The 13,305-nt window shown below is 65.4% G+C and carries 15 protein-coding genes; 2 read left to right on the top strand and 13 right to left on the bottom strand.

The genetic code is table 11. From position 1 onward, the window contains the following. Positions 1-21: 21 nt before the first annotated feature. The 11 genes from ABIB78_RS12885 to ABIB78_RS12835 form a co-directional block, all read right to left on the bottom strand. Positions 22-354 carry a hypothetical protein gene (locus ABIB78_RS12885; protein ID WP_429024788.1) on the bottom strand — a complete coding sequence of 111 codons (333 nt, stop codon included), beginning with the start codon at positions 352-354 and terminating at the stop codon, positions 22-24. Positions 355-435: 81 nt separating this feature from the next. Next, positions 436-1,152 (bottom strand): MgtC/SapB family protein, encoded by a 717-nt coding sequence (locus tag ABIB78_RS12880; RefSeq protein WP_429024786.1) that lies wholly within the window; start codon positions 1,150-1,152, stop codon positions 436-438. A 95-nt stretch (positions 1,153-1,247) separates the two neighbouring features. Next, a complete protein-coding gene (locus tag ABIB78_RS12875; RefSeq protein WP_429024783.1) occupies positions 1,248-2,267 on the bottom strand; it encodes a WD40 repeat domain-containing protein in 1,020 nt (339 codons plus the stop codon). Then, on the bottom strand, positions 2,267-3,319 hold the full coding sequence (locus ABIB78_RS12870) for a CobW family GTP-binding protein (RefSeq protein WP_429024780.1): 1,053 nt from the start codon (positions 3,317-3,319) through the stop codon (positions 2,267-2,269). Before ABIB78_RS12870 ends, ABIB78_RS12875 begins: the two co-directional genes overlap by 1 nt. A 53-nt stretch (positions 3,320-3,372) precedes the next feature. Continuing rightward, complete coding sequence (locus ABIB78_RS12865) at positions 3,373-4,245, bottom strand: metal ABC transporter substrate-binding protein (protein ID WP_429024778.1); 873 nt, start codon at positions 4,243-4,245, stop codon at positions 3,373-3,375. Between the two features lie 2 nt (positions 4,246-4,247). After that, on the bottom strand, positions 4,248-5,117 hold the full coding sequence (locus ABIB78_RS12860; RefSeq protein ID WP_429024775.1) for a metal ABC transporter permease: 870 nt from the start codon (positions 5,115-5,117) through the stop codon (positions 4,248-4,250). 5 nt (positions 5,118-5,122) lie between these two features. Then, on the bottom strand, positions 5,123-5,881 hold the full coding sequence (locus tag ABIB78_RS12855; RefSeq protein ID WP_429024773.1) for a metal ABC transporter ATP-binding protein: 759 nt from the start codon (positions 5,879-5,881) through the stop codon (positions 5,123-5,125). Positions 5,882-5,884: 3 nt separating this feature from the next. Continuing rightward, entirely contained in the window at positions 5,885-6,082 is a 198-nt protein-coding gene (locus ABIB78_RS12850) for a hypothetical protein (RefSeq protein ID WP_429024770.1), read from the bottom strand. Between the two features lie 1,263 nt (positions 6,083-7,345). After that, a complete protein-coding gene (locus tag ABIB78_RS12845; RefSeq protein ID WP_429024768.1) occupies positions 7,346-7,654 on the bottom strand; it encodes a hypothetical protein in 309 nt (102 codons plus the stop codon). A 228-nt stretch (positions 7,655-7,882) separates the two neighbouring features. Further along, on the bottom strand, positions 7,883-8,056 hold the full coding sequence (locus ABIB78_RS12840) for a hypothetical protein (protein WP_429024766.1): 174 nt from the start codon (positions 8,054-8,056) through the stop codon (positions 7,883-7,885). 88 nt (positions 8,057-8,144) lie between these two features. Further along, entirely contained in the window at positions 8,145-9,062 is a 918-nt protein-coding gene (locus tag ABIB78_RS12835; protein WP_429024764.1) for a LysR family transcriptional regulator, read from the bottom strand. 267 nt (positions 9,063-9,329) lie between these two features. On the opposite strand from ABIB78_RS12835, the gene ABIB78_RS12830 reads away from it, so the two are divergent. Further along, on the top strand, positions 9,330-10,643 hold the full coding sequence (locus ABIB78_RS12830) for a D-galactonate transporter (RefSeq protein ID WP_429024763.1): 1,314 nt from the start codon (positions 9,330-9,332) through the stop codon (positions 10,641-10,643). Between the two features lie 20 nt (positions 10,644-10,663). Next, positions 10,664-11,737, top strand: a complete 1,074-nt coding sequence (locus tag ABIB78_RS12825; protein WP_429024760.1) for a tartrate dehydrogenase — start codon at positions 10,664-10,666, stop codon at positions 11,735-11,737. Between the two features lie 66 nt (positions 11,738-11,803). Here ABIB78_RS12825 and ABIB78_RS12820 read toward each other — a convergent pair whose 3' ends face one another. Then, entirely contained in the window at positions 11,804-12,562 is a 759-nt protein-coding gene (locus tag ABIB78_RS12820; RefSeq protein WP_429024758.1) for a serine O-acetyltransferase, read from the bottom strand. 200 nt (positions 12,563-12,762) lie between these two features. Beyond that, complete coding sequence (locus tag ABIB78_RS12815) at positions 12,763-13,251, bottom strand: DUF2852 domain-containing protein (RefSeq protein WP_429024756.1); 489 nt, start codon at positions 13,249-13,251, stop codon at positions 12,763-12,765. Positions 13,252-13,305 lie beyond the last annotated feature (54 nt).

The following is a 13,305-nucleotide window of genomic DNA, read 5'->3' as shown; positions in this document are numbered from 1 at the left end:
TCACACGGCGGCCGAACGCGGCTATTTCTTCTCGATCGGCGGCGCGGTCTTCTCGGCGGGCGCCGGCGGCAGCACCGGCTTGGCGCCGGCCTTCTGCGCCTCGTCGTCGGGACGCGCGGGCTGCGGCGCCGGCGTGGTCGGCCGCTCGCCGCCGGGCTTCGATTCGGCTGGCGGCGCCGTCTTCTGCGGTTCGGGCGAAGGTGTAGGTTGCAGCGGCTGGGTCGCCTGCGCCATCTCCTGCGGCGGGGCGACGTTGATCGCGTGCAGCGACAGCACCGCGATCGCGACGCCTGCCCCCACCAGCGTCGAGGCGATCAGCACGTCCTTCCGCAGCTTGCTCCGATCCACAGCCATCTCGTTCACCCGCGTAGCGTCCGCGAGGTCAACGATCGTGTCACGGCATGGTTCCTGAGCGCAGCCTGCGGGAACCTCGCCTCAGTCCGTGGTGCTGATTTCCCAGGTCGCGTGCCGCACGCCGGGCTGATGCTGCAGGTCGACCACCACGGCGTTCAGCTCGTTGGGGTCGACAGCCGTGGAGACCAGCGTGGCGACGATCTCCAGGAAGTCGTCACCGGCCTCGACCACGTCGACATCGGCGACTGGATAATTCGCGGCCTCGAGCTTCTCGACCAGGCGGTCGCGCATGTCGGGCAATGTCTCGGGGGTGACCGCGAGCTTGAAATAGTAGGTCACCTCCGAGGCCTTCTCGTTCAGCGGGATGCGATTGATGGCGTTGACCAGCGGCCGCAGCAGCGTGTTGCCGGCGATCACGAACACGGTCAGCGCCGCCGCCTGCGCCACCAGATCGGCACCGGCGCAGGAGCCGACCGCGGCCGAGGCCCACAGCGTCGCCGCGGTGTTGAGGCCGCGCACATCCATGCCCTGCTTCATAATGACGCCGGCGCCGAGGAAGCCGATCCCCGACACGACATAGGCGATCACCCGAACCGCGCCATCGGCCCCCGCCAGATGCATCGCGAGGTCGACGAAGGCGGCGGCACCGACCGCGACCAGGACATTGGTGCGCAGCCCCGCGGTGCGCTGCCGGTATTGCCGCTCCGCCCCGATCAGCGTGCCGAGCACGAACGCGGTCGTCAGGCTGACCAGCGTGTCGACGAAGTCGGCGAGCTGAAATGTGGTGAGAAATCGCATGACGCTGCCCCGGCGCGAGCTTCGTGTTTTGACGCGTTTTCTTCACGCGAACCGGTATCCACTTCGCTCGAAAACGCTTCCGATGCAGCGATCTCTTACATTTCCAGGATGCCCGCGTCACCATCTTCCGTGCCGAACGCGAGCAGCGTGCCCTTGGCATTCCATCCCAGCGCGGACACCGCCGTGCCGGCATTCCGGCGCACCAGGATCTCGGCGCCGTCCTCGAGCCGGACCATCAGCACGGTACCGTCGGCATAGCCGACCGCCATGATGTCGTTCTTCGGATGGCAGGCGACCACGGCGACCCGCGCCGGCATCGGCGCCAGCATCGCCGGCTCCTTGCCCATCGGGCCGTCCTTGCTGGTGAACGGCCAGACGATCACGGAATCGGCGCCGGAGGTCGCAAGCCCCTTGCCGCCGGCGCTCCATGACATCGAGCGCACGCGGCCGGGATAGCCGCTCATCCGCATGTGCCGGTTGTCGGCGAGCCGCCAGCCATGCATCGCGGCCTCATGCATTGCCGTAACGAGAAACTTGTTGTCCGGGCTGAACGAGACCGCAAGATGCGAGCCGGCCCATTCCAGGAATTCCGGATTGGCGGCCATGTTGGGAAACCACAGCGTCACGCCGTTGTAATGCGCGATCGCGAGCCGCAGGCCCTTCGGCGCGAACGCAAGCCCGCCGACGGTCGACGGCACCTCGAAGGTTTTCTCCTCGCCCTTGGGGTTGCGCACGAACGCGGTCTTGCCGGCCGACCACGCCAACGTGCCGTCACTGTGCAGGGCGACATTGTCGATCCAGCGCCGCTTGGCATCGGTCGCGATCGTCGAGGTCTCGCCGTTGGCATCGATCGCGATCAGCTTGCCGTCGTCACCGCCGGTGACGAGCCGCTTGCCGTCGGAGGCCGCGCACAGGATGGCGCCGAAATGCGTCGGCGTGCGCGTGATCTCGCCGTCGGCGGTGGCGATCGCGACACTCTCCTCTGCGCCGACGAAGAACGCGCGGTCGCCGAGGAAATGCACCGAACCGACCGCCGCGCCAAGCGCGAGCGGCTTGACGCGGTCGGTGATCGAAACGATGGAAGAAGGGGCCTCGCCCGGGTCGAACTCTTTCATCACGTGGTGATGCACTGCTCGAAGCCGTCGCGGATCGCCTGCTCCGGCAGTTCGCGACCGATGAACACGACCCGGCTCTCGCGCTTCTCGCCGTCCTTCCATTTCCGCTGGTGGTCGCCCTCCAGCATCATGTGGACGCCCTGGAACACGTAGCGGTCGTCATCGCCGGTGAAGGCGAGGATGCCCTTCGAACGCAGGATCTTCTGGCCCTCGGTGGCGACGAGCTGCTGCAGCCAGGGCATGAACCTGGTCGGGTCGAGCGGCTTCTCCGAGCGCAGCGACAGCGATTGCATGTCCTCGTCGTGATAATGCTTCAGCCCATGGCCGTGATCGTGGTGATGGTGATCATAGTCATGACCATGGTCGTGATGATCGTGGTCATGGTCGTGACCGTCGCCGGCCTCAAGGAAATCGGGCTCGATCTCCAGGATGCGGTCAAGATCGAACGCGCCGCGCTCCAGCACATCTGATAGCCCGACCTGACAACGCTCGGTGCGGTGCAGCTTGGCATAGGGATTGATGCCGCGGATGCGGGCCTCGACCTCGGCGAGCTCGGGCTTGGACACCAGGTCGGTCTTGTTCAGCACGATGACGTCGGCGAACGCGATCTGGTTCTTGGCTTCCGGCGCGTCCCTGAGACGATCGCTCAGCCACTTGGCGTCGGCGACGGTCACGACCGCATCGAGCCGGGCGTTCTTCTGCACGTCTTCGTCGACGAAGAAGGTCTGCGCGACTGGCGCCGGATCGGCAAGGCCGGTGGTCTCGACAATGATGGCGTCGAACTTGCCCTTGCGCTTCATCAGGCCGTCCATGATGCGGACGAGGTCGCCGCGCACCGTGCAGCAGATGCAGCCATTGTTCATCTCGAACACTTCCTCATCAGCGCCGATGATGAGGTCGTTGTCGATGCCGATCTCGCCGAATTCGTTGACGATGACGGCGTATTTCTTGCCGTGGTTTTCCGACAGGATGCGGTTCAAGAGCGTGGTCTTGCCGGCGCCGAGATAGCCCGTCAGCACGGTCACTGGAATTTTTTGCGAAGCTTCGGCCATAATAACTCCGGGAACTTGGGTTCGCGCTCAACCCCGGCAGGGAGGCCCCTGCCCTAGTCGGCGAGCGCGCTGGTCAGGGCCTTTATATTGTGCCTGACCATATCAATGTAAGTGGCTGCATCGCCCTTTTCGGCCGTCAAACTGTCCGAATACAGGGTCCCGCCGACCCTGGCGCCGGTCTCGGCCGCGATCCGCTCGATCAGGCGCGGATCGCTGATGTTTTCGAGAAAAACTGCTGGAATCTTCGCGACCTTGATCTGGGCGATGATGGCGGCGATATCGCGCGCGCTGGGCTCGGAATCCGTGGAGACGCTGAGCGGCGAGAAAAACGTAATTCCATAGGCGTCAGCGAAATAGCCGAAGGCGCGGTGGGCCGAGATCACCTTGCGCCGCGGCTCCGGTATTTTCGCCACCGCCTCGTGCACCTCGCGGTCGAGCGCCTCCAGCTTGGCCAGATAGGCGTCGGCATTGGCCTTGAAGATATCTGCACGGTCGGGGGCCACAGCGATCAGCCCGTCGCGAATATTGACGACGTAGATCTTCGCATTGGCTACCGATTGCCAGGCATGCGGGTCGTCATGGTCGCCCATCTTCCGTGGCATGATCCCCTTGGTTGCCACCGCGACCGGCGCCTTGCTGCCGGAGGCCTGCAGCAGCCGTGGCAGCCAGCCCTCGAAGCCGAGGCCGTTGATGACCAGGAGCTTGGCGTCGGCAACCTTCTTCGCGTCCGCCGGCGTCGGCGCATAGACATGCGCGTCGCCGTCGGGCCCGACGAGGGCCGTGACATCGACCTGATCACCGCCGACATTGCGCACCATGTCGGCGAGGATCGAGAAGCTCGCAACGACGTTGATGCGCTCCGCGGCGCGCGCCGGAACGTTCGCCAGCGCCAGCGCCAGACAGATCAGACCGAACAATCGCCGCATCATTACGCCTCGAGATGGCGGCCGGGAAACAGCTGCCGTACCAAACCACTGACACTGCCGAACAGCAGCGACACGATGTAGAGGCCCGCCGCGACCAGGATGATCGCGGGTCCGGATGGAATCCGGGTCTGGTACGACAGCACCAGCCCGGCATAGCCGGACAGCATGGCGCTCGCAACCGCGATGCAGATCATGGTGGTGATGTCGCGCGACCAGAACCGCGCGATGCCCGCGGGCAGGATCATCAGCCCAACACCGAGCAGCGTGCCGAGCGCGTGGAAGCCGTTGACGAGGTTGACCACGACCAGCGCAAGGAAGGCGAGATGCGCCGGCGCACCGGCCCGGCTCACGGTGCGCAGGAACACCGGATCGACGCATTCGATCACCAGCGGGCGATAGATCACCGCGAGCACCAGCAGCGTGATGGTGGCGTTGAACGCGATCACCAGCAGCGTCTGGTCGTCCATCGCCAGGATATTGCCGAACAGCACATGCAGCAGGTCGACGTTAGTGCCCTTGATGGACACGATGGTGACGCCGAGTGCGAGCGAGACCAGGTAGAAGGTCGCGAGCGAGGCGTCCTCCTTCAGCTCGGTGGTGCGGGCGACGAGGCCGGCCAACAGCGCCACGGTGAAACCCGCGATCAAGCCGCCGGTCGTCATCGCGAACAGGCTGAGCCCGGACAGCAGGAAGCCGATCGCAGCCCCCGGCAGGATCGCATGCGCCATGGCGTCGCCGACCAGGCTCATCCGGCGCAGCATCAGGAATACGCCGATCGGCGCACCGCCGAGCGACAGCGCGAACACGGCCGCGAGCGCGCGCCGCATGAATTCAAATTCGGTGAAGGGCGTGATCAGCGCATCAGTGAGCATTGGCGTCAGGCGGCCCGTGAACGCGGATCGGCCGCGCAGGCCGCGGCAGAGTCGTCGAAGGCTTCGCACATCCGCATCGCGACCGTCAGATTGTCCGGCGTCAGCGCCTCTGCGGTCGGCCCCCATTCCACCGGGCCGCGCGCCAGCAGCAGTGTTTCCGGGAAATTGTTGCGCACCATGTCGAGGTCGTGCAGCGCCGCCAGCACCGTGCGTCCCTCGCCGTTCCAGCGCTTCACCAGCGCCAGCAGGTCGGTGGTGGTCTTGGTATCGATGGCGTTGAACGGTTCGTCGAGCACGATCAGGCGGGCGTCCTGCAACAGCACGCGCGCGAATAGCATGCGCTGCATCTGGCCGCCGGACAGCGTGCCGATCGGGCGGTTCTCGAAGCCGTTGAGGCCGACCGCGGCCAGCGCCGCCAAAATCTTGTCGCGCGCGGCCTTGCCGATGCCGCCGAAGAAGCCGGTCGTGCGCCACAATCCGGTGCCGACGAAATCGAACACCGAGATCGGGAAGCTGCGGTCGATATCGGTGGACTGCGGCAGATAGGCGATGTCGCGGTGGTCGAGCCCGTCGAGATCGATCACGCCCGACAGCGGCTTGAGCACACCGGCGATGCCGCGGAGCAGCGTCGACTTGCCGGCGCCGTTGGGGCCGATCACGGCTAGCAGCGCGCCCGCCTCGACCGCGCCGTTGAGGTGATGCACGGCCGGATGGCGGTCATAGCCGAGGGTGACGTCGCGGAATGTGACAAGAGGAGCGCCCATCATTCACCTCATCGCCAGCCAGACGACGGCCCACAGGCAGGCGCTCACCGCGAGCGCGGCGAGCAACCGGGCCGGCACCGGCATGCGCAGGATCGACCAGGGCGCGGCCTGGGGCGGATGCGCCGACGGGCCATGGCGGTGCGCGTGCTGATGGGCGTGGCCGTGATGGTGGGTGTGGTCGTGAGAATGCGTGTCCGTCATGGAACGACTGTTATATTATAACATAACGCGAGTCTACAAACGAGGAACTCATGGCCGATACGCAAAACCGGGAGGGATTCGAGCTGCACCGGCAGGAGTGATGCCCTCGCTACCGCTTTGTCCGGAAAACCCGCCCCGGATGGAACCGTCGGCTACCATCGCCAGGATCAGGGCCAGGATTGGATCGAGCACCGCCCGGACTGGGGCTGGGTGGCCTGGGATCCCCTGAGCCAATTCTGCGCCGGCAGGCCCCGGAACGTGCTGCCGGCCGACCAGGGCGATCATCCGCCGGAAGGCGATCGGGTGAGCCGCAAGGGGCCGAAGTCGTATGTCTACAGCCTGGTCTATGTGAGGGTCATAGCGGCACGGTATCTCTCCGTTCGTCGTCCCTGCGAAAAGCCAGGACCCGTAACCACCGCGTTCAGTGAATAAATGGGATCGCGCCCCCAAAGTCGCGCAACAATCGAGATTTGGGGTAATGGGTCCTGGCCTGCGCCAGGACGACGACGAGGATGGGTTGCAACCCAAGACGTAAAACACCGCGGTGTCGTCACCCGTGCATCGGGTGATCCAGTATTCCAGAGACAGGGGTGCTGAACCGAGAGGCCGCGGCGTACTGGATCGCCCGGTCCCGTCGACGCCAAGGCTTCGACGAGGCCACGAATCCCTGGCACGCCGGAGCTTTAGCGAAGGCGGCAAGCCGGGCGACGACAGGTGTGTGTATGTGGACGCAATTTCGCGTTCTCGCGACATGATCTGTCCGAAGTTTTGCATTTCGTTTCGCCACTCTGGAGACAGAGGGCGCAGGGAAAGCCGGGTGCCGATCGCACCCATGGGTCCCGTGCAACAAAAAGCACGGGAGGTAGGACCACAGGTGTAACCGGAAACATCCCGGCTTTCCCTGCGCGATGGGCTACGGCTTATACGTGCTCTCCCCGGCGAGACTGGGCTTTTTTGTCACCGTCTTCACGAGGCGCATTCGCGCCTTGTAAAAAGACACCTACCACTAGGGCGTCAGGCCTGCACGACTTCGCCGTCCGCCTCATGCGCACTCGTCAGTCGCGCAATCGGCGTCCACCGCATCTCGACCCACGTTCGTGACGACCGCGAAGCGCCCCTCGATCGGGCGAGACGGCTGGTTCTATACCACTGAGTTGTGCTTCTGATAAAGCGAAATATTATGCGTTTGAGGATTGACAGGTTTTTCCTGAGTTGCCCGTCGGGTTGATTTGTCGCTCCCGCAGGGTGGGGGAGAGACGGGAGCTACTGGCACACCGGCGCGGTGAGTTTTGGGTCAGCTGGTCTTGCTGTCCAATACCCCCGCTGACTGAGTTCCGTCTCGTTTGTCGCGGGAGCACATACGTAGCTCGTTTTGCCAACGCACATCGGCGAGCCGATCGAGTAGATGAGGTTCTCGTAGATGCAATAATTGCCGATCCCGGACGGCAGATCGGTCGGCGGCGTTGTGGAGCCCCCAAAATAGGGCTGCGATGAGACGCCCGGCGCCCTGTCTTGTGCCTCGGCGGCATGAAGGGAAATCAAAAGCGTCAGCCAGGTGACGATGCGTAGCATGATCCCTCCGGTCAAGGAATGCCGGCGAAGCGTCGGGGCGGCTTCCCGTGCGGGAGCACACGGGCAAGCCGCAGCGGAATCGCTAGCAGGCCAATATGACACTTGCTTTGCAAGTTCTCTGAAGAACGGACGCGGTCTCGGCTTGAGCCGAGGTCCCTTGGGTCCATCGCGTCATCTGCAGCGCCACCGCGACCTCGAACAGCAGCGGCGGCCTGCGCCGATCCGGCTTCACTGCGCCTTCGTAGCCGCATCGGTGTCGTAGACCACGCCGCAGACCCTGTGAGCGTAGCAGGAGCGCAGGTGACACCGCTCATCCAGCGCGCAGCCGCCGTAGATCAGGGCGAAATAGCCGACGACGGCAACGAACGTCGTGCCAAGCAGGCATCTGGTCCAGAGATCCATCGACGACGACCCCACCCGCTTGCGAGCCGCACCACCACGCGCACGTTACCCTTGGTATGATTGAAGCGCAAACAGGTTCGCCGCCGCGTCACGCCTCGCGCGCGTAGCTCTTCAACCTTGCTTCCAGCACGGCGATCACCTGGTCGCGGACCGGATCGCGGGAGCCTTTCAGCCAGGCGGCGGCGAGCGGCAGGCGGCCGGCGCTGCTGCCGCGCTTGAGCCTGAGGGGAACGAAACGCACTCCCGGGATCGCCATCCGTGCAGTCCAGCGCGGCACGATGGCGACGCCGAGCCGCGCCGCGACCATGTTGACGATGGTCTGCTTCTCGTCGGCGATCTCCTGGATGCGGGGCGTCAGCCCGGCCTCGTCGAACAGTTTTGTCGTGAGATCGTGGCTGTGTGGCCGCGAGCGGCGTTCCGGCACGATCAATGGCTGATCGGCGATATCGGGCAGGACGATCTGCTTGCGCCGCGCCAGAGCGTGCTTGTGCGACAACGCCACCACTGCGGTTTCCTGCAGCAGCGGGAAGAACTCGATGCGCCGATCGGGCCGCTGCGGCGGGCGCACGAAAGCGAGATCGAGCGCGCCCGACAGAAGTTTTGGCAACAACCGGATGGTCTTCTCCTCGAGCAACTGCACGGCAACATCAGGATAGGCGGCGCGGACGTCGCGCAGCAACGGTGGCAGCAGGCCGGCGGCGGCGCTGTCGATCGCGCCGATCCGGAAACGCCGCGCCTGTGGCTTGCGCAGCCGGCGGCGAAAGCCGTCCTCGATCGCCTCGGCGCGGCCGAGCAGCGCGCGTCCCTCGCGCAGCAGCGTCGCGCCGTCCTCGGTCAACGACACCGCGCGCGTGGTGCGCGCGAACAGCCGCACCCCGAGATCCTCTTCCAGCAACTTGATGTGGCGGCCCAGCGCCGACGGCATCATCTGCAGGCGCTGCGCGGCGCGGCCGAAATGCAGTTCCTCGGCAGCCGCCACGAAGCAGCGAAGCTGGTGCAGTTCCAAGGCCCGGGGTCTCCTTCCGACCGTTCTGTCGCCGTCATGGCCGGGCTTGTCCCGGCCATCCACGTCTTTCTTCGCACAGCCAAGACGTGGATGCCCGGCACGAGGCCGGGCATGACGCTAGGTGAGGCGGGACCACTCCCGGCGATTATATCATTTTTTTGTATAAACCCACGTGGATTGAATCGGAAGGGCGCGACCTCCTAGGGTTCCCGGTGGCGCGGCAACATGCGCCGTCCCAACAAACAAGACGAACCCCCGGGGAAGCCCATGGAAAGCGAGCTTGGCAGGCGCGTATTGCGCAAGATCTCACTGCGCATCGTGCCGTTCATCATGCTGCTGTACTTCGTGGCCTTCATCGATCGCGTCAATATCGGCTTCGCGTCGCTGACCATGAACAAGGACATCGGCCTGTCGCCGACCGTCTATGGCTTCGGCGCCGGTATCTTCTTCTGGGGCTACTTCCTGTTCGAAGTGCCCTCCAACATCATCCTGCACAAGATCGGCGCGCGGATCTGGATCGCGCGGGTCATGATCACCTGGGGCCTGGTCTCGGCGGCGATGGCGCTGGTGCAGGGCGCGACCAGCTTCTACGTGCTGCGCTTCCTGCTCGGCGCCGCCGAAGCCGGCTTCTTCCCCGGCATCATCCTCTATCTTTCCTACTGGTTCCCGGCGCGGCAGCGCGCCGCCGTCACCGCGCTGTTCATGGCCGCAGCGCCGCTCTCGACCGTGCTCGGCTCGCCGGTGTCCGGCGCGCTGCTGGAGATGGACGGCCTCTACGGCTTCAAGGGCTGGCAATGGCTGTTCGTGCTGGAGGCGGTGCCCGCCGTGCTGCTCGGCTTCGTCGTGCTGGGCTTTCTGACAGACCGGCCGGAGCAGGCCAGATGGCTCGCCGACGACGAGCGCGCCTGGCTGGTCAAGACCATGAAGGCCGAGAACGACGGCAAGGCCGCGACTGCGAGTCACAGCATCTGGCGCGGCCTCGCCGACCCGCGCGTGCTGGCGCTGGCGCTGGTCTACTTCGGCACCTCCGCCGGGCTCTATACGCTCGGTGTGTGGGCGCCGCAGATCATCAAGGCGTTCGGCCTGTCGTCGATCCAGGTCGGCTTCCTCAACGCGGTGCCGGCGACCGTCGCCGTGATCGCCATGGTGTTGTGGGCGCGGCACTCCGACCGCACCGGCGAGCGTACCTGGCACGTGGTGCTGGCCTGCCTGATGGCGGCGGCGGGCCTCGCACTCGCCGGACTGTGGACCGGCCTTGCCGCCGTCATCGCGGCGCTGACGCTGGTCAATATCGGCATCTCCTCGTCGAAGCCGCCGCTGTGGAGTATGCCGACCATGTTCCTGTCCGGCTCGGCCGCCGCCGCCGGCATCGCCACCATCAACTCGATCGGCAATCTCGGCGGCTTCGTCGGCCCGGCGATGATCGGCTGGATCAAGGAGCGCACCGGCAGTTTCGAGGGCGGTCTCTATTTCGTCGCCGGCCTCCTGGTGCTCTCGGCCGTGCTCACCCTGCTGCTGTCACGCGCACAAGGCGCGCCGGCGCCAGCCGAACCACAACCCAACCCCATGCGAACCAGCTAACCATCGATCCGGAGAGACCCATGCGCACTCATTCCATCGCCGCCATCCCCGCCGATGGCATCGGCCCCGAAGTGATCTCCGCAGGCGTTCGCGTGCTGGAGGCACTGGCAAAGCGCAGCGGCGACATCAGCTTCAACGTCAAAACCTTCGACTGGGGCTCGGACTACTACAAGAAGCACGGCGTGATGATGCCGGCCGACGGCCTCGCCGATCTGAAGAAGTTCGACGCGATCTATTTCGGCGCGGTCGGCGCGCCCGACGTGCCCGACCACATCACGCTGTGGGGCCTGCGGCTGCCGATCTGCCAGGGCTTTGACCAGTACGCCAATGTGCGGCCGACAAAAATCCTGCCCGGCGTCGCCTCGCCGCTGCGCAATGTCGGCGTCGGCGATCTCGACTGGGTGATCGTGCGCGAGAATTCGGAAGGCGAATATGCAGGGATGGGCGGCCGCGCGCACAGGGGCCTGCCGGAAGAGGTCGGCACCGAGGTCGCAGTGTTCACCCGGGTCGGCGTGACACGGATCATGCGCTATGCGTTCCAGCTCGCGCAGTCGCGGCCGCGCAAATTCCTCACCGTGGTGACGAAGTCGAACGCGCAGCGCCATGGCATGGTGATGTGGGACGAGATCGCGGCCGAGGTGGCGAAGGAATTCCCCGACGTCACCTGGGATAAGATGCTGGTCGACGCGATGACGGTGCGGATGACGCTCAATCCGAAGAGCCTCGACACCATCGTCGCGACCAATCTCCACGCCGACATATTGTCCGATCTCGCCGGCGCCCTGGCCGGCAGCCTCGGCGTCGCGCCGACCGGCAACATCGACCCGCAGCGCCGCTTCCCCTCGATGTTCGAGCCGATCCACGGCTCGGCCTTCGACATCACCGGCAAGGGCATCGCCAACCCGGTCGCGACCTTCTGGACCGGCGCGCAGATGCTGGAGCATCTCGGCGAAAACGACGCCGCGGCGCGCCTGATGGCCGCGGTCGAGAAGGTGTGCGCGGCCGGCGTGCTGACGCCCGATGTCGGCGGCACGGCGACGACCAAGGAAGTGACCGACGCCGTGATCGACGCGATCCATGGATCGAATGTGTGAGGGACGTTGGCTCTCTCCCTTCGCCTCTCCCGCTTGCGGGGGAGGGAGCCTGAGAAGGTACTCACCTCACGAAAGCGCCCCCGCCTCCGCACAATTGGTCAGCCGCGCGGGCACGCCGATGGCAGTGCAGCCGGCGGGCACGTCCGACGTCACCAACGCGCCGGCGCCGATCTTGGCGAAATCGCCGACAGAAAGATTTCCGATCACCGTTGCGCCGGCGCTGAGCAGCACGCCGCGGCCGATCTTCGGGGCGTTGCGTGGGTCATCCTGATGCCGCGCGATGGTGACGTTATGCAGGATCGTGACCTCGTCGCCGACCGAGGCCAGCGCGCCGATGATGATGCCGGTGCCGTGATCGAGGAACACCGCCGTCCCGATCCGGGCCGAGGGGTGAATGCTGATTTGCAACGCGTCCGCCGCTGCACCCTGTATCAGCCGCGCAAGATCTGGACGCTCCTGGCGCCACAGCCAGTTCGACACGCGCCAGGCTTGCAGCCCGACGTAACCCTTGAAGTTCAATAGCGGCGACAGCAAGCCTGATATCGCCGGATCGCGGCGCAGGATGGCGACCAGATCACAGGCCGCGGCATCGACCAGCGCGCGATCGGCGGCGAACGCCTCGCGGGCGGTTCGCATGAACTGCGCGCGATCGGCCTCGGCGCGGCCGATGCGCCGGCCGATCAGGAAGGCGAGCGCGCCGCCGAGGTCGCCCTGATCGAGGATGAAGGCGGCCGACGCCTCAAGAAAAGGATCGGCCGCGATCGCAGCTTCCGCTTCGCGCCGGATCGAACGCCACAGATCATCGTAGGTCGCAGGTGCCGCCATGATCCTCGCCCCGCCGCCCAAATTGCCGAAGATGCCGCCCAAATTGCCGAAGATAGAGTGGGCGTGACCAGGCCAAAATGCAAACCGCCCGCTTGCTTGTCGCAAACGGGCGGCTCGGAGCCATCAGGTGTTATGGGGGCACATCGCCTGAAGGCTAGCTACTGCCTCGCGGCTCGCCTTGCGCAATCAGCCTTGTGCGATCAGCCTTGCGGCGGCTGGTCGTTCGGCGGGGTCGGACGGGTCTTGTGCTGGGCCATGAAGGCGTCGAACTCTTCCTTGTCCTTGGCGTGGCGCAGACGGTCGAGGAAGTTCTTGAACTCGACCTGCTCTTCCTCGAGCCGGCGCAGCGTGTCCGTGCGGTACTCGTCGAAGGCGCGGTTGCCGCTCGATGGCGGACCGAAGCCAAAGCCGAAGCCGCGGCGCTCCATGCGGCCCTTCATGCGCTCCATCTTGTCCTGCATCCGCTCCATCTTGTTCTGCCAGCGATCCATGTCGTTGTGACTCCAACAGGCCATCTTTCTGCTCCCGAGTGTGAAAAAGAGAAGGGCGAGACCGATCGGCCACCAGATCATGAATCCGAGGATGATCCCGGCGATCTTCAGGGGATGCCACGGCGTCGCGTAGAAGTAGGGGCGGTAGGGCTCTTCGACGGGGCCGCGCCAGCGATTGACATCAGCGGTGTAGGCCATTTCCTTCTCCATCACGGCATCACGCCGTTGTGAATGTAAATAACATTTACATAG

It is taken from the genome of Bradyrhizobium sp. I1.14.4 (assembly GCF_050435825.1).
GTDB lineage: Bacteria > Pseudomonadota > Alphaproteobacteria > Rhizobiales > Xanthobacteraceae > Bradyrhizobium.
The sequence above is the reverse complement of the archived record's forward strand: the minus strand, read 5'-3'. Positions and strand labels throughout refer to the sequence as shown.